The sequence below is a fragment of the Vibrio lentus genome (genome assembly GCF_030409755.1).
Taxonomy (GTDB): Bacteria; Pseudomonadota; Gammaproteobacteria; order Enterobacterales; family Vibrionaceae; genus Vibrio; species Vibrio lentus.
The window spans coordinates 3,003,804-3,026,770 of the sequence record NZ_JAUFQE010000002.1 but is presented as its reverse complement, the minus strand read 5'-3'; the positions used below and the strand labels follow the sequence as shown (position 1 = coordinate 3,026,770).

The following is a 22,967-nucleotide window of genomic DNA, read 5'->3' as shown; positions in this document are numbered from 1 at the left end:
ATGATGTGATCTAACTTTGATCATGATGAGGATTAGCTGGGATCAAAATGACTACTTATACACAAGGGGAAATTACCTAGAAAGTTGTTATTTGGATAACTATAGGTTAATCACCGTATATGTATGATCTTATCCACAGATAAAATTGAAAAAAATGACATGTATTTCGATTTATTTTCAAAAAAGTTATTCACAATCACGATATTCAGAGACAAAAAAAGCGGCATAAGCCGCTTTTTAGAAGATTGAGGTCTTAAAACTGGTCACTATGATCGTTAAACCAATCCTCTGCAGCATCCTCAGGAACCGGTGTTTCAAGAACATCGATGGTAAAACACGCTGAAATAGGCTGAGCTCCAAGCTTTTCTAGAAGCGAATAAGCAGACTGGCCAGCAGAACAGAAGGTGTCGTAGCTTGAGTCACCAAGAGCAACCACAGCAAAGCGAATCGCGCTTAAATCGGGAGATTCTTGATTCAATGACTTGATCAAAGGCTGGATATTATCAGGAAACTCACCCGCACCATGCGTCGATGTCACCAATAACCAAGTACCTTGCTGCGGAATATTGTCGTATTCAGGCTGATTATGAAGCTCGATCTCGTGCCCTTGAGCCTCTAGAAGATCGTTAAGGTGATCGCCAACGTATTCAGCGCCACCTAAGGTGCTGCCAGTAATAATGTGGATCATTAAGCTGTCCTTACAAAAGAAAAGGCCAGCGTAAGCCAGCCTTTATGGTTATTTACCGATACAGAATGAAGAAAATATACGACCTAATAAATCATCTGAACTGAACTCGCCAGTGATCTCATTGAGGTGCTGTTGGGTGATTCGAAGCTCTTCCGCCAATATCTCTCCGGCCATGTAGCCTTCAAGCTGCTGTTGCCCAATATCAAGGTGTTCCGACGCGCGTTCTAAGGCATCTAAGTGGCGACGACGTGCCATAAAGCCACCTTCGTTGCCACCAGCAAAACCCATGCACTCTTTAAGATGGCTACGTAGGGCATCAACACCTTCACCTGTTTTTGCAGATAGGCGGATGAGAGTCGGATCATTTACATGGCAGATCCCGAGCTCTTCACTGGTTTGATCCGCTTTATTGCGGATCACCGTCATACCTATGTTATTGGGTAGACGATCAACGAAATCTGGCCAAATTTCTTTGGGGTCCGTTGCCGTTGTTGTCGTGCCATCTACCATAAATAATACGCGGTCTGCTTGTGCAATTTCTTCCCAAGCGCGTTCAATACCTATTTTTTCTACTTCATCGGAGGCATCACGCAGGCCTGCAGTATCGATAATGTGCAGTGGCATGCCGTCAATGTGGATATGTTCACGCAGTACATCACGTGTCGTTCCCGCAATATCGGTCACAATGGCAGACTCTTTACCCGACAGCGCATTCAATAGGCTTGATTTACCCGCATTTGGGCGGCCTGCAATCACGACTTTCATGCCTTCACGCATGATTGAGCCTTGATTGGCTTCTTGGCGTACAGCTTCTAGGTTATCAATGATAGCTTGTAAGTCAGTACTTACTTTACCGTCAGCCAGAAAATCAATTTCTTCTTCTGGGAAGTCAATCGCCGCTTCAACGTAGATTCTTAAGTAAATCAGAGAATCTACCAGCGTATTAATGCGTTTAGAGAATTCACCTTGCAGGGATTGTAGTGCAGATTTCGCCGCTTCTTCTGAGCTGGCATCAATCAAGTCGGCAATCGCTTCAGCTTGCGTTAAGTCCATCTTGTCGTTCAAGAAGGCACGCTCAGAGAATTCACCAGGACGCGCGGCACGTACACCTGAGATGGATAGGATACGTTTGATCAGCATGTCCATAACCACAGGACCACCGTGGCCTTGCAGCTCTAACACATCTTCGCCTGTGAACGAATGTGGGTTAGGGAAGTAAAGTGCAATACCTTGGTCGAGTTCGGTGCCATTGTGAGATTTAAAAGGCAGGTACTCGGCATAGCGCGGTTTTAGTACTTTGCCTGTTACTTCAAGCGCGACTTGAGCGGCTTGTGGGCCTGAAACGCGGATAATACCGACGCCACCACGCCCTGGCGCAGTCGCTTGAGCAACAATCGTATCTGTAGTCATAGTTGTGCCTGCTAGCATGTGAAGGCCAAAAGGGGCGTTCACGATTAATCAATTAGCTGAATTGTAATCAGCTCAAAACAAAAAGGCGACCTTTTGGTCGCCTTTCTTTTATCTCTTTCTGTTATCGAACTTACTTAGAGTGTAAGCCTTTCTTTTCCAGCGCGCGGTAGATAAGCGTTTGCTGAATCAGAGTTACGATGTTCGATACTAGCCAGTAAAGAACCAGACCTGAAGGGAAGAACAAGAAGAAGAAAGTAAACATAACCGGCATAAAGGTCATGATTTTCTGCTGCATTGGATCCGTTACAGTTGTCGGGCTCATCTTCTGGATTAGGAACATTGAAGCACCCATCAGAAGTGGCAAGATGTAGTATGGGTCTTGTGCTGAAAGGTCAGTAATCCAACCGAAGAACGGTGAGTGACGCAGTTCAACAGACTCCATTAGTGCCCAGTATAGCGAAATGAAGATCGGCATTTGCAAGACGATAGGTAAACAGCCACCAAGTGGGTTTACTTTCTCTTTCTTGTACAGCTCCATCATTTCTTGGCTCATGCGTTGACGGTCGTCGCCAATACGCTCACGCATTGCTGTCAGCTTAGGCTGAAGCATACGCATTTTCGCCATAGACGTGTACTGAGCTTTCGTTAGTGGGTACATCGCACCACGAACGATAAACGTTAGACAGATGATTGCCAGACCCCAGTTCACAACGATGCCTTGAATGAACGAAAGCAGAGTATGAAGTGGTTTAGCAATGAACCATAACCAACCGTAGTCAACTACTAGGTCTAGGTTTGGTGCTACAGCAGCCATTTGGTCTTGAAGTTTAGGACCAACCCAAAGCGTTGCTTTGAAGCTTGCTTCGTCGCCAGTAGCGATGGTTTTGTTCGGCATGCGAACACCAATGTCGCCAAGATTACCAATTACACGAGTGTAAAGGTTGCTGCCTGCTTCGTCGCGTGGGATCCATGCACTTGCAAAGTAGTGCTGAATCATCGCTGCCCAACCTTGACCATTTGCTAGGTTAAGAGACAGGTTGCGATCTTGCATGTCGTCGAAGCTGTATTTTTTGTAACGCGTATCTTCCGTAGAGTAAGCACCACCACGGTAAGTTGGCATTGTTAAGCTACCGCCGTCATCCATTACGTTCTGACGTAGGTGAGCGTACATGCCGAATGTCGCGTTGTTACCAGAGTTGTTGACTACATCGTATTCAACATCCATTGCGTAGCTGCCACGCTTAAGGATGAATGTTTTCGTGTAATCAAGGCCGTTCGCTTGGTAAGTCATCGGGATGCGTAGTTCATCCTGACCATCAGCAAGCGTGAAGCTGTCTGCTGAAACTGAGTAGCTTGGGCGGTTTGTGCTGCTTAGGTCGATACCTTGAGGACCCACTAGACCGCTTTGTGCGATAAATTGGTGACCTGGTTCGTTCTTAAGAAGAACAAACGTATCTTCAGAATCAAACTCAGCAGAGTAATCATTTAGATTTGCTTTAACGACATCACCACCAACCGTATCAATTGACAGAGTCAGTACATCAGTTGTTACTGTGATAGTTTTTGCAGAAGCAACTTGGCCCGGAGTTGGGTCTAGATCATCTGCATAAGATGGCGCTGGTAGGGTGCTGCCAGATTGTGCCTGCTCAACCGCTTGTGGTGCTGGGTTCTGAGCTACGTTCCATTGTTGGAACAGTAGAAAAGAAACCAATGCCAGTGCGATTAACAGGATATTACGTTGAGAATCCATCGTTATTTATCTCTGTCTTGTTTTTGGACCGGTGGAACGGGGTCGAAGCCCCCTTCGTTCAAAGGATGGCATTTTAATAGACGTTTGCCTGATAACCAACACCCTTTTACAAAACCGTGAGCTTTCAACGCTTCTATCGCATATAAAGAGCAGGTTGGAGTAAATCGGCAGCGTGGGCCGATGAGTGGACTAATAAACCATCTATAAAAATAGATGGGTATTAGCGCTATCCACGCGAAGGGCGAGACAGGCGAAGCCATAATTTGTCGAGTAGCTTGAACATTTCTTCATTGCTTAAATCTTGCGCGCTCTTTTTAGCGATTACAACAAAATCTTTGTTAGGAAGTTTGTGTTGAGTGTTACGAAAGCTTTCACGAGTAAGACGCTTGAATCGGTTACGACCCACGGCGGTTTTAATCTGCTTTTTCGGAACAGCTAATCCAAGGCGAGGATTTGAAAGAGAGTTATTTCGGGCAATGATGGTGAAATGAGGGGAGCCGGCTCGATGAGCTTGCTTGAAGACATTCTGATAATGTTCGGGAGTTAACAAGCGTAACTCCCGACCGAAGGCTAGCTTATTCAAAATAATCAAAGATTACTTAGAAAGACGCTTACGGCCTTTTGCACGACGTGCATTGATTGTTGCGCGACCGTTCTTAGTAGCCATGCGAGCACGGAAACCGTGTGTACGCTTACGCTTTAGAACTGTAGGTTGAAAAGTGCGTTTCATTGTAATTACCTTACTGATCAGTAGTTTTAGGTTTTTGTTAAACCCGGCGTGGGCATTTTTTCTCTTCTTTATATAAGAAAGGAAAACCGACGCCTCTCAACAAAGAGGCGGAATTGTAATCACTGTCACAAAAAGTGTCAATGATTGGGTTAACTAAAATTCCGGTCGGGGGATTATACGTAGAATAACTAAAATCACAAGGATCCTTAGTCGATCCCGACCTTATTTAAGAATTTTTGTAATTTAGGATCCTGTGGATTACCAAAAATATCCTGTGGAGATCCCTGTTCGACAATATGGCCATCAGCCATGAAGATCACTCGGTCTGCAACCTCTTTAGCAAATTGCATTTCATGGGTGACCACCAGCATGGTTTGATGCTGATTTGCCAATTTTTTCATTAGGTTAAGTACTTCACCAACCCACTCAGGATCGAGCGCTGAAGTCGGCTCATCGAACAATAAAAGCTCCGGTTGAAGGGCCATTGCTCGGCCAATACCAACACGTTGTTGCTGCCCTCCAGAAAGCGCTGCTGGGTAGCTATCTGCTCTGTCACCTAAACCGATATCATCTAATATTTGTTGTGCTTTTTCATGAGCTTGCTGCTTTTTCCAACCACGAACGGTAATCAAACCTTCGGCAATGTTCTGCTTTGCCGTTTGGTGAGCAAACAACGCGTAGTTTTGGAACACAAAACCGGTCTTACGACGCAGTGCGAGTACCTCGGCTTTGGTGTGTTTTTTTACATCAACGTTAATATCATCGATGGAAATCTTGCCTTGATCGGCTTGCTCAAGAAAGTTAACGCAGCGCAGCAGTGTAGACTTACCCGTACCACTTGAACCAATGATGACAATTATCTCACCTTGATTGATTTCTAGGTCGATCCCTTTAAGAACTTCGGTGTCACCAAACTGCTTGTGGATATTTTCTAATTTGATCATCGTACATACGCCTTATTCAGTTTCACTTCGGCCCAGATTTGAATACGAGTGAGGATAACCACCACGCCCCAATAAATCAGCGCAACCGCTAGGAAAGCCTCAAAGAAGCGGAAACTAGAAGATGCTTCCATTTGAGCTTTGGCCATGATTTCAGCCACACCTAAGGTGAAGGCAAGGGAAGTTGACTTGATCATGTCGATGAAATAGTTCATCAAAGACGGCAGTGCCACACGGGTAGCCTGCGGCAAGATCACTCGACGCATCGCTTGGCTGGTTGTCATACCGACTGAGAGGCTGGCTTCCATTTGGCTACGATCGATACCGATTATGGCAGCACGAATACTTTCAGCCATGTAGGCTGCAAAGTGCAAGGTTAAGCCGATAACGGCCGCGCCAAACGCATCGAGTCCAACCATCCATGGAAATACCTGGGGTAGGCCGTAGTATAGAAGGAACAGTTGCACCAACAGTGGCGTGCCTCGGAAGAAGCTAATATACAGCTGGCTCAGTTGATCGAGTACTGGGATTTTGAATACACGAATGTTCGCCAGTATCAAAGATAGAATCAGAGCGAAAAATAAGCCCCAAATTGCCATCTCCATAGTGGTGCCTAAATACTTCAGCAGTATTGGCAACAGACCTAGCATGTAGTTAAAGTCAAATCCCATAATCTATCTCATATTTTTATTGGAAGTATTGTTTGGAAATACTGTTATATCAGGCTTTTTAATCAGTACACAAAAGCAAAAAGCCCACCGCTGTATAAGCAGTGGGCTCTGAATGCGTTGAGTGGGTAATTACTTCTTAGTAATGTCCGCACCGAACCATTTTTGAGAGATGCTCTCTAGCGTACCATCTTCACGCATTGCTGCGAGTGCTTGGTTTACTTCAGCTTGCAGTTTTTTGCCGTTGTCGTTGTTTACGAAAGGCCATGCATTCTCGATAGTCTCGAATGGTTGTCCTGCTAGCTGTAATGGTAGACCAGTCTTCTTAATAAGCTCTAGTGCTGATAGGCGATCCATAACGAATGCATCGGCACGGCCCAGTGCAACATCATGCTCAATACCCGTATCGTAGGTTTTCACATTGATTTTGCCATCTTTATCGTAGCTGCGTAATAGTTGCTCAAAGTTTGAACCAAGGTTTACTGCAACCGTCTTGCCATCAAGGTCTTCGATGCCTTGAATGCTGTCATTACCTTTACGAACGGTAATCTGTGCGCCGTCTACTACGTATGGGTCTGCGAATAGGTATTTCGCTTTACGTGCATCCGTAATTGTAATTTGGTTTGAAATCGTATCGATTCGACCCGTTTCAAGAAGACCAAACAGACCAGAGAAGTTTGCAGTCACGTATTCAACGCTATAGTCATTACGTTTACCGATCTCATCCCATAAATCCACTTCAAAACCTTGCAGTTGGTCCTGTTTCACGAAAGTGAATGGGAAGTAGCGACCAGACATGCCGACTTTTACTTCAGTCGCAGCTTGAACAGTAGCAGCAGAGAGTGCGATAGCCGCAATTGCAGCCTTAATCCAGTTATTCATTTGGTAACTCCTTATATTTATAGGGTTGGATGTTACTGGGAAATTGCTCAATAGAATAAATAACCAGATGTTATTAACCATAACCAGATCGCATTCTCGATTTGGGGATAACTAGCAAGGATCCGGGCATAAGTGGATCGTTGTGTGAGTAAAGTAGGGGCAAGATGTGTGGATCCAGCCAATTTTGCCCTATTTATTGTGAATAACTTGGATCTTATTCACTGGATCTGTGATCAATTGCTGGTGATCTGACTTATCAACAGGTAAAATTAGCGGTCATTTCATATAACTTAAATAGAGTGGGGCACCGTGTCATCTTCGCTTTGGTTGCAATGCTTGCAACAGCTTCAAGAAGAATTACCAGCTACAGAATTCAGTATGTGGGTACGTCCGTTACAAGCGGAGCTCAATGGTAATACTCTAACTCTATTTGCACCAAACCGATTTGTACTCGATTGGGTGCGCGATAAGTACCTAAATAGCATCAACCGTTTGCTACAAGAATATTGTGGTAATGATATTCCACATCTTCATTTTGAGATTGGAAGTAAACGAGTTACTGCTCCAAAATCTGAGACTGTCGCCCCAGCTCGTACACGTACAGCCGCTGATGTGGCCGCTGAATCGTCAGCACCTGCGCAGTTACAAGCTCGTAAGCCTGTTCACAATATATGGCGTGATGAAGAGCCTGTAGCGGTTGACCTTAACCACCGTTCAAACGTAAACCCAAAACATAAGTTCAATAACTTTGTTGAGGGTAAATCAAACCAATTGGGTTTGGCGGCGGCACGTCAGGTTTCTGATAATCCAGGAACAGCCTATAACCCGTTGTTTTTATATGGTGGAACTGGTTTAGGTAAGACGCACTTGTTGCATGCGGTGGGTAACGCCATTGTTGACAACAAACCGAATGCTAAAGTGGTTTACATGCATTCTGAGCGTTTTGTTCAGGATATGGTGAAGGCGCTACAAAATAACGCGATTGAAGAATTTAAGCGCTACTACCGTAGTGTTGATGCCTTGCTTATCGATGATATCCAATTCTTCGCGAATAAAGAGCGTTCTCAAGAAGAGTTCTTCCATACCTTTAACGCGCTGCTTGAAGGCAACCAACAGATCATCCTAACGTCTGACCGTTATCCAAAAGAGATCAACGGGGTAGAGGATCGTCTTAAATCTCGCTTCGGTTGGGGTTTGACGGTTGCGATTGAGCCACCAGAGCTTGAGACTCGTGTTGCGATCTTAATGAAGAAAGCAGAAGACCACCAAATTCATCTTGCGGATGAAGTGGCATTCTTTATTGCTAAGCGTTTACGCTCTAACGTTCGTGAGCTTGAAGGCGCATTGAACCGTGTTATTGCGAATGCAAACTTCACTGGCCGTCCGATTACGATCGATTTCGTGCGTGAAGCACTGCGTGACCTACTTGCCCTGCAAGAAAAACTGGTCACCATTGATAACATTCAAAAGACAGTCGCTGAATACTACAAAATCAAAGTTGCTGATCTATTATCTAAACGTCGTTCTCGTTCTGTTGCTCGTCCACGCCAACTGGCGATGGCATTGGCTAAAGAGCTGACTAACCACAGCTTGCCTGAGATTGGCGATGCATTCGGTGGCCGCGACCACACGACCGTGTTGCACGCTTGTCGTAAGATTGCTCAGCTGCGTGAAGAGAGCCACGACATTAAAGAAGATTATTCGAACTTGATTCGTACCCTTTCTTCTTAATACACAGTATTCTTAACCTTAATAAGCAGAATCTTGGCCACGTACTATTACGCAGTGCCAATTAGACCGTAAGAGCAAGATATGAAATTTACCATTGAACGTAGTCACCTGATTAAGCCATTACAACAAGTATCTGGCGCGCTAGGTGGCAGGCCAACGCTTCCAATTCTAGGAAACCTACTGATTAAAGTAGAAGATAACGTGTTGTCGATGACAGCGACGGATCTAGAAGTTGAACTGATCAGCCGTGTAACGCTTGAAGGTGATTTCGAAGCGGGCAGCATTACCGTACCTTCACGTAAGTTCCTAGATATCTGTCGTGGCTTGCCAGACAGCTCAGTGATCACCGTGGTATTGGATGGTGACCGTGTTCAGGTTCGCTCTGGTCGTAGCCGCTTCTCATTGGCAACATTACCTGCGGCAGATTTTCCAAACATTGAAGACTGGAGCAGCGAAGTTGAAGTGTCTGTGACACAAGCTGAATTGCGCGGTCTGATCGAGAAAACACAATTCTCAATGGCGAACCAAGACGTTCGTTACTACCTCAACGGTATGTTGTTTGAGATTGAAGGTTCTATCTTACGTAGTGTCGCAACTGATGGCCACCGTATGGCGGTATCACAAGCGCAACTGGGTGCCGATTTTGCTCAAAAGCAGATCATTGTTCCTCGTAAGGGGGTTCAAGAGCTAGTGAAGCTACTCGATGCACCTGAACAGCCAGTAACGCTGCAAATTGGTAACTCTAATGTGCGCGCTGAAGTGAACAACTATGTATTCACTTCTAAACTCGTTGATGGTCGTTTCCCTGATTATCGCCGCGTAATGCCGCAAAATACCACCAAGACATTGGAAGCTGGCTGTGATGAGTTACGTTCAGCGTTTTCTCGTGCTGCGATTCTGTCGAATGAAAAATTCCGTGGTGTTCGCGTTAATCTTGTCGATAGCGAGATGCGCATTACCGCGAATAACCCAGAGCAAGAAGAAGCGGAAGAAGTGCTAGACGTAACCTTTGATGGTGACGCACTAGAGATTGGCTTCAACGTAAGCTACGTATTGGATGTATTAAATACGCTGCGTTGTGAACAGGTTCGCATCTCAATGTCAGACGCGAATGCGAGTGCCTTGATTGAGAATGCACAAGATGACAGCGCGATGTACGTTGTTATGCCGATTCGTTTGTAAGCTGTGTTTGTTTATACATTATGTTTGCTTATCAACAACGTTTGTCTATCGAGCCGTGATTGAAGATTAATATGAAGACGTTATGCCTTTATCGCGCTTAATCGTAAAGCAGTTTAGAAATATTGAAGCCTGTGACATTCAACCGTCATCAGGCTTTAACTTTCTTATAGGGGCTAACGGAAGCGGCAAAACCAGTGTCCTTGAAGCGGTGTATCTGCTCGGACATGGTCGCTCGTTCAAAAGCTCCTTAACCGGTCGTATCATTCAAAATGAGTGTAGCGAACTGTTTGTCCATGGCCGTTTTATGACCTCGGATCAATTTGAGCTGCCAATTGGCATTAATAAGCAGCGCGATGGCACCACAGAGGTTAAAATAAGCGGTCAAACTGGGCAAAAATTGGCTCAGTTAGCTCAAGTCTTACCTTTGCAGTTGATTCACCCTGAAGGGTTTGATTTACTAACCGATGGACCTAAGCATCGCCGCGCATTCATTGATTGGGGAGTCTTCCACAGTGAGTCGGGTTTTTATGATGCTTGGGGCAGGGTAAAGCGCCTCAATAAACAGCGTAATGCATTATTGAAAACGGCAACGAACTATCGAGAGCTGAGCTATTGGGATCAAGAATTGGCCCGTTTAGCGGAAAGCATCAGCCAGTGGCGTGCTACTTACGTTGAACAGCTTAAAGAAGTCGCCGAAGAAATCTGCGCGACCTTCTTACCTGAGTTTGAGATAAAGATTAACTATTATCGTGGCTGGGATAAAGACACCCCGTACGCCGAGATATTAGAAAAGAATTTTGAAAGGGATCAGCAGCTTGGTTACACCTTTAGTGGGCCAAACAAAGCGGATCTAAAGATAAAAGTGAACGGCACTCCAGTGGAAGATGTCTTGTCACGAGGTCAGTTGAAGTTGATGGTGTGCGCGTTGCGAGTAGCACAAGGGCAACACCTCACTCAAATGACAGGTAAGCAGTGCATCTATTTGATAGATGACTTCGCTTCCGAATTAGATAGCCAACGCCGAGCACGTCTTGCTGAGTGTTTAAAGGCGACCCAGGCTCAAGTTTTTGTAAGCTCTATTACCGCTGATCAGATTGCAGATATGCATGATGAAAATAGCAGGATGTTTCATGTGGAACATGGCAAAATAGAGCAAGGATAATTAGTCAGAGAGTAACTATGTCAGATAATTACGATTCATCGAGTATTAAAGTACTGAAGGGTCTGGATGCGGTACGTAAGCGTCCTGGAATGTACATTGGCGACACGGATGATGGTACCGGTCTGCACCACATGGTTTTTGAGGTGGTAGATAACTCTATTGATGAAGCACTCGCTGGTCACTGTAATGACATCATTGTAACTATCCATGAAGATAGTTCTGTGTCAGTAAGCGATGACGGCCGTGGTATTCCAACTGAATTGCACCCAGAAGAAAAAGTATCAGCAGCAGAAGTAATCATGACGGTTCTTCACGCTGGTGGTAAGTTCGATGATAACTCGTACAAAGTATCTGGTGGTTTGCACGGTGTTGGTGTTTCAGTAGTTAACGCACTTTCTAAGCAAGTTACTCTTACTATCCACCGCGGTGGAAAAATCCACACTCAAACATACTGTCATGGTGAGCCTCAAGCGCCACTAGCGGTTGTGGGTGATACGGACAAAACAGGTACAGAGATTCGTTTCTGGCCGAGTGAAGAAACCTTCACTAACATCGAGTTCCATTACGATATTTTAGCTAAGCGTCTACGCGAGCTATCATTCTTGAACTCAGGTGTATCAATTAAGCTAATTGATAAGCGCGAAGAAGACAAAATGGATCACTTCGAATACGAAGGCGGCATCCAAGCGTTTGTTGAACACCTTAATACCAACAAAACACCAATCATCCAAAAGATTTTCCACTTTGATTCAGAGCGTGATGACGGCATCACTGTTGAAGTTGCAATGCAGTGGAACGATGGTTACCAAGAAAACATCTACTGTTTCACCAACAACATCCCTCAACGCGATGGTGGTGCTCACTTAGCGGGTTTCCGTGCTGCACTAACGCGTACTCTGAACAGCTTCATGGATAAAGAAGGCTTCTCGAAGAAAGCGAAGACTTCAACATCAGGTGATGATGCTCGTGAAGGTTTGACGGCGATTGTTTCAGTGAAAGTTCCAGATCCTAAGTTCTCAAGCCAAACTAAAGACAAGCTGGTTTCTTCAGAAGTGAAGTCTGCCGTTGAGTCTACGATGGGTGAGAAGCTATCTGAGTTCCTAATTGAGAACCCAGGTGAAGCGAAAATCGTTTGTTCTAAAATTATCGATGCAGCGCGTGCTCGTGATGCAGCGCGTAAAGCTCGTGAGATGACTCGTCGTAAAGGCGCATTAGATTTAGCGGGTCTTCCAGGTAAACTAGCTGACTGTCAGGAAAAAGATCCTGCACAGTCTGAACTATATATTGTGGAAGGAGACTCTGCTGGCGGATCAGCTAAGCAGGGGCGTAACCGTAAGAACCAAGCAATCCTACCGCTTAAAGGTAAAATCCTTAACGTAGAGAAAGCGCGTTTCGATAAAATGCTGTCTTCTCAAGAAGTCGCAACGCTAATCACAGCCCTTGGTTGTGGTATTGGCCGTGATGAATACAACCCAGATAAACTGCGTTACCACAACATCATCATCATGACCGATGCCGATGTCGATGGTTCTCACATCCGTACTCTGCTACTGACGTTCTTCTACCGTCAAATGCCAGAGTTGATTGAACGTGGTTACATCTACATTGCTCAACCGCCACTTTACAAAGTGAAGAAGGGTAAGCAAGAGCAGTACATCAAAGATGAAGATGCGATGAACCAGTATCAAGTATCTTTGGCTTTAGACAATGCAGAACTGCACGTAAATCCTGAAGCACCTGCGTTTGCTGGTGAAGGCTTAGAGAAGCTTGTTCAGCAATACAATGCAGGCATCAAGCTCGTTGATCGTATGAGCCGCCGCTACCCACGCGCATTGGTTCACGAACTGATTTACGTTCCTCGCCTAACCGCTGAGCAGTGTCACGATGACGCGGTGGTTGAAGCTTGGGGTAAGCAGCTTGTAGAGCAGCTAAACGGTAAAGAAGCAGGTGCGAGCCAATATTCTCTTGAAGTTGAAAAACACGAAGAGCTAGGTTTAAGCGTTCCTAAGATTGTGGTTCGTACTCATGGTGTAACTCATGAGCACGTACTGAGCATTGACCTTATCAACTCGAAAGAGTTTGGCAAGCTAGCGGATCTTTCTGAAGCACTTGATGGCCTGATTGAAGAAGGCGCTTACATTAAGCGTGGTGAGCGTACTCAAGAAGTTTCTAGCTTCGTTGAAGCTCTGAACTGGTTAGTGAAAGAGTCTCGTCGTGGCCTGAGCCTACAACGATACAAAGGTCTAGGTGAGATGAACCCTGATCAGCTTTGGGAAACAACAATGGATCCTGAAACTCGTCGTATGATGCAAGTAACGATTGAAGATGCCGTTGGTGCGGATCTGTTGTTTACAACGTTGATGGGCGACCAAGTAGAACCGCGTCGTAACTTCATCGAAGAGAACGCATTGAAAGTAGCAAACCTAGACGTTTAGATTACTTTCTCTTTGCTGGATTGACCGATTTCTGCGTCGAAGGTGCTCATTTATACTTATAAATTACGCGCCTTCTTCTTGAACTCAGCCAATCCATCTTCGATAAAGAAACCTAAATTATTTAAAAGCACTATCCAAAGGGTAGTGCTTTTTTGTGTCTATAAGGTATTGAAAAATATTGGATTGGAAGAATAATTGAAAATAAACGCTTGAAACTGATTTGCTGAATCCACATATCTAGTTGTGAAGAGGATGACTGTCTTGCTCTACAAGAGAAGAAACAGAACCTTCATAACCGTTGCTAGAGTATCGCTCAATAGAGGATAAATTTGGCAGCACACAATTTAAAAATTGATTCATTGTCATGTCCCAGAGTTGTCGCCAAACGAGGTGAAACCCGTGGAATGCGAACTGAATCCCTTAGCTGTTTACTGTATCACTCACAGGTTCGATCTCAGTAAAATTCACGGCTAAGACTATTGCTTACTAAAAGGATAGCATTATGAGAACTGTAGATTTCACTCCACTTTACCGCAACGCAATCGGCTTCGATCGTCTATTCAACATGATGGAATCGAACACGTCGAAAAATACTTCTGGCGGTTACCCTCCTTACAATATCGAGCAAAAAGACGAGAACAACTACCGTATTACTATGGCAGTCGCTGGTTTTGCAGATGATCAATTAGACCTTACTCAAAAAGAGAACATGCTAATTGTTAAAGGTGAGCGTAAAGCCGAAGCCGAGAAAACTTTCGTATACCAAGGTATTGCAGAGCGCGATTTCGAGCGCAAATTCCAATTGGCTGACTATGTAAAAGTGGTAGGTGCAAGCATGGAAAATGGTCTTCTTCACATCGACCTAGAACGCGAAATCCCAGAAGCGATGCAGCCACGTAAGATTGCTATCAACGGTAATAGCCTACTAGAGGGTTAATACCCGTCATACTTGAAGCTTCAGCGTTGTTGACGTCGTAAATTCCCCCTAATCACATAGGTTCCCTATGCTCATAGGGCTGAATTTTCTAGTCGCCTAGCTGAACCCCAAATTATTTAGGGTATTCAAGTGACAAAAACTATCGGGAAGTAAAAGTGAAAGAGCACCTAATGAGGTGCTCTTTTTGTATTTGGTCTACGGTAAGCTAAAAGCTCTGGTTACTGTTCTGAGTAAGCTTTTTTCACTTCTTCAGCAATGATTGAAATGCCTTTCTGCATCGCCTCATCATCTTGCACGTAGTTCATACGTAGACACTGATGAGCATGATCCCACTCGTCTTCTTGGCCGATAAAGAAGTATTCACCCGGAACAATCAATACGCCACGAGCTTTCAGGCGGTCGTACAGCTCCATGGTGGTAATCGGCAGCTCATCAAACCATAGCCATAAGAAAATCGCACCTTCAGGCTTGTGGATACGGAAGCGAGGGTCATCGATCGCTTCTTGTAAAAGCTCAACCGCACGTAGAGATTTGTCTTTATAGAAAGGTTTGATTACCTCACTGCTCAAGCGCAGTAAATCGCCTTTTTCAATCATGTGATTGGCAATTGCAGGGCCGACACTATTGGGTGCTAGGCTGATAATGCCATTCATGTTGGTCAGAGCTTGTGTTACTTCTTCGCTCGCAATCACGATACCGCAACGTACACCCGGTAAACCAAGCTTAGATAAGCTCATGCACAGAATGGTATTTTCATTCCAGAACGGTTCCACATCTTCAAAGATGATGTTTGGAAACGGCAGGCCGTAAGCATTATCGATCAGTAGCGGGATGTTGTTTTCACGCGCCAGTTTATCCAGTTTACGTACTTCTTCGTCGGTCAACACGTTACCGGTTGGGTTGGTTGGGCGAGAAGCACAGATAGCGGCAACCGAGTCATCAACCTTGAGCTTTTCAAAATCAACGTGGTATTTAAACTGGCGGTTTTCTAGCAGTTCGATCTCTGGGTGGTAAGAGATAAAAATATCGTCATCAATGCCCGCATCGCCGTAGCCGATGTATTCTGGTGCGATCGGTAGCAAGATTTTCTTGTGTGATCCGTCTGGCTGTTGGCCTGCTAATAGGTTGAATAGGTAAAAGAAGCCACTTTGACTGCCGTTGGTCAGGCTGATGTTCTTCTCGCTTATGTCCCAACCATAAGTATCTTTCAGCATCGCCGCTAACGACTTAATGAAGCTGTCTTTACCTTGTGGACCATCGTAGTTGGCGAGGGCGGCAATGAGCTCTCCACTGGCGAGCATGTCGGCACTGGCTTGGTTAAAGTAATCGAGCATGGCTGGGATAGCGGCTGGGTTACCACCACCGAGCATGATTGCGCCAGGAGTGCGCAGGCCATCATTCAAATCATCCATTAAACGAGTGATTCCAGAGTATCGATTAAACTTTTCACCAAACTTAGAGAACTGCATTACTTATTTTACCTAATTCATTGTGATTGCTTGTTATGTGTCATTAAGGCAGACCTTATGTCTACCATCAGTGTGTTCCTTGAACATACCGCAATGTTTTTGCGACGCATAGCGCCAAATGCTCTAACACTAAAAAAACTTCTATAAAGTTTAACTAATGAGTGTCTGCTTTCTTATTGGACGAGTGTTTCGTGATCAAAAAAGGAGAAGCCTAAGCTTCCCCTTTAGTTTCTACTATTTTATGTCAATGAACGGTTATTTCGAGCCGGTGTACACAACCAACACCTTGTCATCTTGGTATTGGCGCTCGAAGGCATAGTAGCCCTTGCTGTTACGGATGATGTGCTTGCCTTGAGCAACCGCTGGGTGGCGTTGGCGGAATTGGCCAAGGGTTTGCCAGTGTTCTAACAGTTGTGCTCGTTCGCCTGTGATTTGATCCCAAGGCATGTCAGAGCGAGTGCCTTGCATTGGGTCGGAGCCTGTTGGACCAAAATCACGAGCGATTTCATCACCGTAATAGATCTGCACAGCACCGGGAGCCAGCATCAACGCGTTTGCAGCTTTGGTTTGTTTTGCAAAGTTACTGCCGTGTTGTGTCCAGAATAGCGAGGTGTCGTGAGATGATAGGTAACTCAGTACGTTGAATTCGCTGTCGTTGTTGATCTTCTCTGCGTAGCGCAGGTAGTCAGCATCGAGATCGGATAGGCATTTAAGCGCCTTAGGTGCGATATCACTCTGGAATTCAAAGTTGATGATCGAATCAAACCCGTTAGCGAAGTAATCTGATTTGACCACGCTGTGTGCCCATACTTCGCCAGTCATCCAGAAAGGTAAGTCATCCAAGGCTTTGTCTGGGTTGTTTTGCTTCCATTCTGCAAGCGCTTGGTTAGTGCTCTCTTTAAGCTCTGCCCATGCTTCGAGTTCAACGTGTTTAGCTGTATCTACCCTAAAGCCATCAACACCATATTCGCGCACCCAATCTGATAGCCAAGTGATTAAATGGTCACGAGGTGTTTTGAGTTCATCGGTCGCGCTGGTGGACTTATTGCGATAGAAGTTAGGCAGCCCGGTTGTCTCTGTCGACTCTGTTTTGAAATCGGGCAGGTGTGCCAGAGACATGGTGAGGTTGTTGTAACCCGGAGAGTCATAAGCACCAATGTCGCTGCGTAACCAAGCTTTACCCCACCATTCCTCCCACGCTTCTTTGTCACTGTAAGAGATGTAGTTATTGAAGTAGTGCCAGTTCTGGCCTGCTTCTGGTTGCCAATCTGTCCAGTTTTCGCCGAGGGTTTGTTTAGCTTGTTCATCGGTAAGGTTGAGTTTGCCGAAGTCGAACTCTTGCATGTCGGCAAGTGTCGCATAGCCAGTGTGGTTCATCACCACATCCCAAACAACGCGAATGCCTTTGCTGTGCGCGGTATCGATGAAGGTTTTCAGTTCGTCTTCGGTGCCCATGTTGTCATCGAGCTTGGTCCAGTCTTGGTGGTAGTAGCCATGGTAGCCATAATGTTTGAAGTCACCGCGATCGCCACCGCCAACCCAGCCGTGGATCTGCTCTAGTGGAGAGGTAATCCAGATAGCATTGGCACCGAGCGATTCTATATAGTCGAGTTTTTCGGTTAAGCCTGCCAAGTCACCACCGTGGAAGGTGCCGATTTCATCTTGTCCGTCTTGGCTGCGACCATAGCTGTTGTCGTTATTAGGATTACCATTATGGAAACGGTCGGTCATTACGAAGTAAACCGTGGCGTTGTCCCAACTAAAATCGGCCTTGGTTTCTGGTTCTACTTTCTCAAGCAGCAGAACACCTTGGCTATTTTCTGCTGGCTGCATGGAGACGCTGCCGTTGGTTACAGTCGCTTGTGTGCCTGAAAGAGCATCTCTAACTAAGGTGCCATCGTCAAAGGTCTGAGCAACATCGATAGTGGTTGGCTGATCACTAGGAACCGGACAAGCAAAGCTTTGTACTTGTTGCTGCTTTGGCTTTATCTGAACTGTCAGCTCATTGGTCTGTGGGTTGAGCGTAAATTGATAAGTGTTAGCGCGAAAGACTTTAATATCTATTTCGGATTTCTCGGCGCAGTCGTCTAGGCGAAGGGGCTTATTGAATTTGATGCGGCTCTCTTCAGCCAGCGCAAAGTTGGTACCACAGGTATTTTGAGTATCGCCGATAGAGAAGGTATAGCTACCTTTAGCGAGTTCCTGTTCTGCAATTACGGTACCTTTACCTGTTGATTCAAATACGACAGTGTCGTTATCAATCGTCAGCAGTAGGTTGTTGTCACTGGTTTGGCTGCATGCGCTGAGTGCGAGTATTGAAAGCGCGAGTACTGTTTTTTTCATTGTTCCCTTCCCCTGAATAAACAGGTCAGTTATAGCAAACAATGCCCTCTACAGTCTGAGTGCTGATTCATTCAGTTAATCAATAACACCTCTACAAACAAATGCTTGGTTCACAAAAACAAAAAGGGAAGCTTTCGCTTCCCTTTGGGTGTTTACCTGTTGTTGCTCAGAACATGAATTAGAGCAACAGTCTCACTCGTGCTTATTTTTGCAGTAGAGAGATATCAGCAATCTGTAGGAACAGGTTACGTAGGTTGTTCAGTAGCGTTAGACGGTTTTTCTTAAGCGCTTCATCATCAGCCATAACCATTACGTTATCGAAGAATGCATCTACTGGTTCACGTAGATCAGCAAGCTTGCTTAGGGCTTCTTGGTAGTTGCCTGTTGCGAATGCTGGTTCTAGTGCTTCCGTCATTACTTCAACGTTCTCAGCCAGTGCTTTCTCTGCGTCTTCTTGAAGAAGAGTTAGGTCGATTTCTGCTGGTAGTTCGCCATCGAATTTCGCAAGGATGTTGCCTACACGCTTGTTCGCTGCTGCTAGTGCTTCTGCTGCTTCCAGTTCACGGAAGTGAGAAACGGCTTTAACACGTTGGTCAAAGTCAGCAGGCTTAGTTGGACGACGTGCTAGTACCGCTTGGATGATATCAACGCTGAAACCAGCATCTTGGTACCATGCGCGGAAACGACCTAACATGAAGTCGATAACATCAGCTTCTACGTTGTCGTTAGTTAGCTTGTCGCCTAGTAGCTCTTTCGCTTTACCGATAAGATCGGTTAGGTCTAGGTTGTAGCCGTTTTCAACGATGATACGTAGCACACCTAGTGATGCACGACGTAGCGCGAATGGGTCAGAACCTTTTGGTGCTTGGCCAATACCGAAGATACCTACGATAGTGTCTAGCTTGTCTGCCATTGCTACTGCAGATGAAATACCAGTGCTTGGTAGTGTGTCACCCGCGAAACGAGGCATGTATTGCTCGTAAAGTGCCAGTGCTACTTGCTCGTCTTCACCATCGTGAGTCGCGTAGTGCATGCCCATCACACCTTGAGTATCCGTAAATTCGAATACCATAGAGGTCATTAGGTCACACTTAGCCAGTAGGCCTGCACGCTTAGATTTTTCAACGTCAGCATCGATTTGCTCAGCAATGTAGCCAGCAAGCTCTGTGATGCGGTCGGTTTTGTCTTTGATAGTACCCAGTTGCTTCTGGAAGATAGCTTGGTCTAATTCAGCAAGACGGTCGATTAGCGGACGCTTACGGTCTGTGTTGAAGAAGAACTCAGCATCAGCAAGACGTGGACGTACAACTTTCTCGTTACCTTCGATTACGTGACGAGGCTCTTTAGACTCGATGTTCGAAACGAAGATGAAGTTTGGCAGAAGGTTCTTATCAGCGTCATACACTGGGAAGTATTTCTGGTCGCCTTTCATGGTGTAAACCAATGCTTCAGAAGGCACTTTTAGGAACTCTTGCTCAAACTTAGCAGTAAGCACCACTGGCCATTCAACCAAAGAGGTAACTTCTTCAACAAGGTCATCTTCTAGGTCAGCAATACCGCCAACCGCGTCTGCTGCTTTTTTAGCATCAGCAAGGATGATCGCTTTACGCGCATCGTAATCTGCCATTACTTTACCGCGCTCTTCTAAGATCGCAGGGTATTGGTCAGCAGAGTCGATTGTGAACTCTTGTTCGCCCATGAAACGGTGACCACGGATAGTACGAGCAGAAGCTACGCCTAGGATTTTGCCTTCAACAAGCTCATCACCTAGTAGTACTGTCAGTGTTTTCACTGGACGGATAAATTGAATGTCTGAGTTACCCCAGCGCATTGCTTTAGGAATTGGTAGGCCAGCGAGAGCTTTCGCAGCGATGTCCATCACCAATTCTTGAACAGGTTTGCCAGCTACTTCTTGTTTGAAAAGAAGCCACTCGCCTTTGTCTGTTTTCAGGCGGTCAGCTTGCTCAACAGTAATACCGTTACCACGAGCCCAACCTTGTGCAGCTTTAGTCGCGTTGCCTTCAGCATCGAATGCTACAGAAATTGCAGGACCGCGCTTCTCAACTACTTTGTCTGCTTGGCCTTCAGCCAGTGCCGTCACTTTAAGTGCTAGACGACGAGGTGCTGCGTACCACTTGATGCCTTCGTGAGAAAGTTCAGCCGTTTTAAGACCTGCTTCAAAGTTAGAAGCAAAGGCTTCTGCTAGAGAACGAAGTGCCGTTGGTGGAAGCTCTTCCGTACCCAGTTCAATTAGAAAATTCTTCGCCATGATTATTTATCCTTCTTACACATTGGGAAGCCAAGCGCTTCACGTGACGCGTAGTACGCCTCTGCAACAGCTTTAGTCAGGTTGCGGATACGAAGGATGTAACGTTGACGCTCTGTTACAGAGATAGCTTTGCGCGCATCAAGGATGTTGAATGCGTGACCTGCTTTTAGAATGCGCTCGTAAGCTGGAAGCGGAAGTGGCTTCTCAAGCTCAAGTAGCTCTTTACACTCTTTTTCGCACTGGTCGAAGAAAGTGAATAGGAAATCTACGTCTGCGTGCTCGAAGTTGTATGTTGATTGCTCAACTTCGTTTTGGTGGAAGATGTCACCGTAAGTCACGTTAGAACCGTCTGGTGCTACGTTCCATACAAGGTCGTAAACAGAGTCTACTTCTTGGATGTACATTGCTAGACGCTCGATACCGTAAGTGATCTCACCCGTTACTGGCTTACACTCAAGACCGCCAACTTGTTGGAAGTAAGTGAATTGAGTCACTTCCATACCGTTTAGCCATACTTCCCAACCAAGACCCCATGCGCCTAGCGTTGGGTTTTCCCAGTTGTCTTCTACGAAACGAATATCGTGAACAAGTGGGTCGACACCAAGAACTTCAAGCGAGCCTAAGTACAACTCCTGGATGTTATCTGGAGAAGGTTTTAGAGCTACTTGGAATTGATAGTAGTGCTGCAGGCGGTTCGGGTTTTCACCGTAACGACCATCGGTCGGACGACGAGAAGGTTGAACGTATGCCGTAGACATTGGCTCTGGGCCAAGTGCACGTAGACATGTCATTGGGTGAGAGGTGCCAGCACCTACTTCCATATCTAGTGGTTGAACAATGGTACAACCGTTTTGTGCCCAGTAATCCTGCAGCGCGAGGATCATTCCCTGGAAGGTTTTGATATCGTATTTTTGCATAGTCAGGTTCGCGCGATTCTTTTAAATGAATGATAAAAATAACCTCTGAGTATACCGAGATATTGGTAAAGCGAGTAGGGGTAATCTTGTTTAATTAGTGGTCTAAAATGTCGTTTAGTGGATTTTTTTGCCTTTAATGTTTGTTTTTCGGTACAAGTAGATATTTTGATAACTTTGACACTTGTGTTTGAAAGCACGGGTGATTAAAATCTCGCGGTCTTTGGGGAGTAGCTTGCTTATTCATATCCTATTGAATGAGTTCGTTCGTCAACATAATTGATGCAAAATCATCATGGCGTTCGAGGCAACCACCACCTTGGTGGCGCTTAGCAAGACCTTAGACAAGCATCGTGAACCGGGATGGGGCGCGAGGTTTGTCTTTGGTTAAATATAATAATCCTCATCCCAAATGAGCATGTCGTGAGCGTTTTAGCAATTTCAATTACAACTGTCGCCTTAGCCGAGATCGGTGATAAGACTCAGTTGTTATCCCTTTTATTAGCCAGTCGATATCGAAAACCGTTACCTATCATTGCGGCTATTTTCTTTGCCACTATTGCCAACCATGCCCTTGCTGCGTGGCTCGGGGTTGTGGTCGCCGATTATTTATCTCCTGAAGTACTTAAGTGGGTGCTGGTGGTCAGTTTCATTGCGATGGCAGGCTGGATTCTGATTCCGGATAAATTAGATGACGATGAGCAGATCTCGAACCGAGGGCCGTTTGTCGCCAGTTTTATCGCTTTCTTCATTGCTGAGATCGGTGATAAGACTCAGATTGCGACATCGATTCTAGGGGCTCAATATTCGGATGCATTAACGTGGGTCATTCTCGGTACTACCATTGGTATGTTGCTGGCGAATGTGCCTGTGGTGATCATTGGTAAGTTATCTGCAGACAAGATGCCTCTTGATCTGATTCGCAAGATCACGGCCTTGTTATTCGTGGGTTTGGCTATCGCAGCGGCTTTCTATTAAGCGGTAGTATTAAGTCTTATTATACTCAACCAGTAGAGTAATGTGTTGTAGGTCATACTCTTACAGTATTGTGGGGTTTATCGAGCGAATGGACATATAACTGTCATACTTGTCATGATATTTTAACCTTGTGAGTTAAGAACACGAGGGCATGATTATGTTGACGCGTTATATGGGTATTACTCCACAAAGCCAAAGTTATCTATTTACCTTTGGTCTTGCACTTACACTACTAGGCATGGTGTTGACGGACATGTGGCTACCAATGGTGGCTGGTTCGATGATCATGACCGGGCTTGCGGTAGAGGCTTGGATTCGAGTCGCGCATATTATTCCTATGCGAAAAGATATCCGAGAAATTCAGCATCAGCTTGAGTATCTACAAAATAAATCTAGAAACGAATAAACAAAAAGCCGCTCGTACTCTGAGTTCTGTTGAAGAACATAAGGTACGAGCGGCTTTTTTGATGCTTGATAT

At 45.4% G+C, this 22,967-nt stretch carries 20 protein-coding genes and 1 riboswitch; of the genes, 7 read left to right on the top strand and 13 right to left on the bottom strand.

The window, feature by feature from the left end:
- Positions 1-253 precede the first annotated feature (253 nt).
- From mioC to QWZ07_RS22095, 9 genes are all read right to left on the bottom strand, one after another.
- Entirely contained in the window at positions 254-688 is a 435-nt protein-coding gene (gene mioC / locus QWZ07_RS22135; RefSeq protein WP_017111747.1) for an FMN-binding protein MioC, read from the bottom strand.
- Between the two features lie 48 nt (positions 689-736).
- The gene (gene mnmE, locus QWZ07_RS22130) at positions 737-2,098 is read right to left on the bottom strand and encodes a tRNA uridine-5-carboxymethylaminomethyl(34) synthesis GTPase MnmE (protein ID WP_029223656.1); all 1,362 of its coding nucleotides are present in this window, start codon (positions 2,096-2,098) and stop codon (positions 737-739) included.
- A 130-nt stretch (positions 2,099-2,228) separates the two neighbouring features.
- Positions 2,229-3,848 carry a membrane protein insertase YidC gene (gene yidC, locus QWZ07_RS22125; protein WP_065104229.1) on the bottom strand — a complete coding sequence of 540 codons (1,620 nt, stop codon included), beginning with the start codon at positions 3,846-3,848 and terminating at the stop codon, positions 2,229-2,231.
- A 2-nt stretch (positions 3,849-3,850) separates the two neighbouring features.
- Positions 3,851-4,108 carry a membrane protein insertion efficiency factor YidD gene (gene yidD, locus QWZ07_RS22120; RefSeq protein ID WP_004735802.1) on the bottom strand — a complete coding sequence of 86 codons (258 nt, stop codon included), beginning with the start codon at positions 4,106-4,108 and terminating at the stop codon, positions 3,851-3,853.
- A complete protein-coding gene (gene rnpA / locus QWZ07_RS22115; protein ID WP_017055478.1) occupies positions 4,075-4,398 on the bottom strand; it encodes a ribonuclease P protein component in 324 nt (107 codons plus the stop codon). The genes yidD and rnpA overlap by 34 nt, the downstream gene beginning before the upstream one ends.
- A 45-nt stretch (positions 4,399-4,443) precedes the next feature.
- Positions 4,444-4,578, bottom strand: coding sequence for a 50S ribosomal protein L34 (rpmH, locus tag QWZ07_RS22110; protein WP_004735800.1), 135 nt, complete (start codon positions 4,576-4,578; stop codon positions 4,444-4,446).
- Between the two features lie 206 nt (positions 4,579-4,784).
- Complete coding sequence (locus QWZ07_RS22105; protein WP_017111750.1) at positions 4,785-5,522, bottom strand: amino acid ABC transporter ATP-binding protein; 738 nt, start codon at positions 5,520-5,522, stop codon at positions 4,785-4,787.
- Positions 5,519-6,190 (bottom strand): amino acid ABC transporter permease, encoded by a 672-nt coding sequence (locus QWZ07_RS22100; protein ID WP_004735796.1) that lies wholly within the window; start codon positions 6,188-6,190, stop codon positions 5,519-5,521. Before QWZ07_RS22100 ends, QWZ07_RS22105 begins: the two co-directional genes overlap by 4 nt.
- A gap of 129 nt (positions 6,191-6,319) precedes the next feature.
- Complete coding sequence (locus QWZ07_RS22095; protein ID WP_065104230.1) at positions 6,320-7,069, bottom strand: amino acid ABC transporter substrate-binding protein; 750 nt, start codon at positions 7,067-7,069, stop codon at positions 6,320-6,322.
- A gap of 309 nt (positions 7,070-7,378) precedes the next feature.
- Between QWZ07_RS22095 and dnaA the strand changes: the two genes are divergently transcribed.
- The 5 genes from dnaA (at position 7,379) to QWZ07_RS22070 (ending at position 14,516) form a co-directional block, all read left to right on the top strand.
- Complete coding sequence (gene dnaA, locus QWZ07_RS22090) at positions 7,379-8,800, top strand: chromosomal replication initiator protein DnaA (RefSeq protein ID WP_017107517.1); 1,422 nt, start codon at positions 7,379-7,381, stop codon at positions 8,798-8,800.
- A gap of 81 nt (positions 8,801-8,881) precedes the next feature.
- Positions 8,882-9,982: a DNA polymerase III subunit beta gene (gene dnaN / locus QWZ07_RS22085; protein WP_017107516.1), complete on the top strand. Its 1,101-nt coding sequence runs from the start codon at positions 8,882-8,884 to the stop codon at positions 9,980-9,982.
- A gap of 82 nt (positions 9,983-10,064) precedes the next feature.
- Positions 10,065-11,144: a DNA replication/repair protein RecF gene (gene recF / locus QWZ07_RS22080; protein WP_017080844.1), complete on the top strand. Its 1,080-nt coding sequence runs from the start codon at positions 10,065-10,067 to the stop codon at positions 11,142-11,144.
- 17 nt (positions 11,145-11,161) lie between these two features.
- Positions 11,162-13,579: a DNA topoisomerase (ATP-hydrolyzing) subunit B gene (gene gyrB / locus QWZ07_RS22075; protein ID WP_017081727.1), complete on the top strand. Its 2,418-nt coding sequence runs from the start codon at positions 11,162-11,164 to the stop codon at positions 13,577-13,579.
- Positions 13,580-14,081: 502 nt separating this feature from the next.
- Positions 14,082-14,516, top strand: a complete 435-nt coding sequence (locus QWZ07_RS22070) for an Hsp20 family protein (RefSeq protein WP_017107513.1) — start codon at positions 14,082-14,084, stop codon at positions 14,514-14,516.
- A 218-nt stretch (positions 14,517-14,734) separates the two neighbouring features.
- Here the strand turns inward: QWZ07_RS22070 and QWZ07_RS22065 are convergent, their stop codons facing one another.
- The 4 genes from QWZ07_RS22065 to glyQ all read right to left on the bottom strand — a co-directional run bounded on the left by QWZ07_RS22065 (position 14,735) and on the right by glyQ (position 21,514).
- Positions 14,735-15,985, bottom strand: a complete 1,251-nt coding sequence (locus QWZ07_RS22065) for a valine--pyruvate transaminase (RefSeq protein WP_017077292.1) — start codon at positions 15,983-15,985, stop codon at positions 14,735-14,737.
- 255 nt (positions 15,986-16,240) lie between these two features.
- On the bottom strand, positions 16,241-18,328 hold the full coding sequence (locus tag QWZ07_RS22060) for an alpha-amylase (protein WP_192854258.1): 2,088 nt from the start codon (positions 18,326-18,328) through the stop codon (positions 16,241-16,243).
- A 202-nt stretch (positions 18,329-18,530) separates the two neighbouring features.
- Positions 18,531-20,597 (bottom strand): glycine--tRNA ligase subunit beta, encoded by a 2,067-nt coding sequence (gene glyS, locus QWZ07_RS22055; protein WP_017111755.1) that lies wholly within the window; start codon positions 20,595-20,597, stop codon positions 18,531-18,533.
- A gap of 2 nt (positions 20,598-20,599) precedes the next feature.
- Positions 20,600-21,514, bottom strand: a complete 915-nt coding sequence (gene glyQ, locus QWZ07_RS22050; protein WP_009848159.1) for a glycine--tRNA ligase subunit alpha — start codon at positions 21,512-21,514, stop codon at positions 20,600-20,602.
- Positions 21,515-21,724: 210 nt separating this feature from the next.
- Positions 21,725-21,900, top strand: a riboswitch (yybP-ykoY riboswitch).
- A 34-nt stretch (positions 21,901-21,934) separates the two neighbouring features.
- Between glyQ and QWZ07_RS22045 the strand changes: the two genes are divergently transcribed.
- Both QWZ07_RS22045 and QWZ07_RS22040 read left to right on the top strand, forming a co-directional pair.
- Complete coding sequence (locus QWZ07_RS22045) at positions 21,935-22,489, top strand: TMEM165/GDT1 family protein (protein WP_009848160.1); 555 nt, start codon at positions 21,935-21,937, stop codon at positions 22,487-22,489.
- A 151-nt stretch (positions 22,490-22,640) separates the two neighbouring features.
- A complete protein-coding gene (locus tag QWZ07_RS22040) occupies positions 22,641-22,895 on the top strand; it encodes a hypothetical protein (protein ID WP_081279861.1) in 255 nt (84 codons plus the stop codon).
- The last annotated feature ends 72 nt before the right edge of the window (positions 22,896-22,967 follow it).

Excerpts from the sequence above, each read along its gene's own strand:
- rpmH (WP_004735800.1), bottom strand. The coding sequence starts at position 4,578 with ATGAAACGCACTTTTCAACCTACAGTTCTAAAGCGTAAGCGTACACAC.
- QWZ07_RS22105 (WP_017111750.1), bottom strand. The coding sequence starts at position 5,522 with ATGATCAAATTAGAAAATATCCACAAGCAGTTTGGTGACACCGAAGTT.
- dnaN (WP_017107516.1), top strand. The coding sequence starts at position 8,882 with ATGAAATTTACCATTGAACGTAGTCACCTGATTAAGCCATTACAACAA.
- glyS (WP_017111755.1), bottom strand. The coding sequence starts at position 20,597 with ATGGCGAAGAATTTTCTAATTGAACTGGGTACGGAAGAGCTTCCACCA.
- QWZ07_RS22100 (WP_004735796.1), bottom strand. The coding sequence starts at position 6,190 with ATGGGATTTGACTTTAACTACATGCTAGGTCTGTTGCCAATACTGCTG.
- recF (WP_017080844.1), top strand. The coding sequence starts at position 10,065 with ATGCCTTTATCGCGCTTAATCGTAAAGCAGTTTAGAAATATTGAAGCC.
- QWZ07_RS22060 (WP_192854258.1), bottom strand. The coding sequence starts at position 18,328 with ATGAAAAAAACAGTACTCGCGCTTTCAATACTCGCACTCAGCGCATGC.
- yidC (WP_065104229.1), bottom strand. The coding sequence starts at position 3,848 with ATGGATTCTCAACGTAATATCCTGTTAATCGCACTGGCATTGGTTTCT.
- QWZ07_RS22070 (WP_017107513.1), top strand. The coding sequence starts at position 14,082 with ATGAGAACTGTAGATTTCACTCCACTTTACCGCAACGCAATCGGCTTC.
- yidD (WP_004735802.1), bottom strand. The coding sequence starts at position 4,108 with ATGGCTTCGCCTGTCTCGCCCTTCGCGTGGATAGCGCTAATACCCATC.
- QWZ07_RS22095 (WP_065104230.1), bottom strand. The coding sequence starts at position 7,069 with ATGAATAACTGGATTAAGGCTGCAATTGCGGCTATCGCACTCTCTGCT.
- gyrB (WP_017081727.1), top strand. The coding sequence starts at position 11,162 with ATGTCAGATAATTACGATTCATCGAGTATTAAAGTACTGAAGGGTCTG.
- mioC (WP_017111747.1), bottom strand. The coding sequence starts at position 688 with ATGATCCACATTATTACTGGCAGCACCTTAGGTGGCGCTGAATACGTT.
- QWZ07_RS22040 (WP_081279861.1), top strand. The coding sequence starts at position 22,641 with ATGATTATGTTGACGCGTTATATGGGTATTACTCCACAAAGCCAAAGT.
- QWZ07_RS22065 (WP_017077292.1), bottom strand. The coding sequence starts at position 15,985 with ATGCAGTTCTCTAAGTTTGGTGAAAAGTTTAATCGATACTCTGGAATC.
- glyQ (WP_009848159.1), bottom strand. The coding sequence starts at position 21,514 with ATGCAAAAATACGATATCAAAACCTTCCAGGGAATGATCCTCGCGCTG.
- mnmE (WP_029223656.1), bottom strand. The coding sequence starts at position 2,098 with ATGACTACAGATACGATTGTTGCTCAAGCGACTGCGCCAGGGCGTGGT.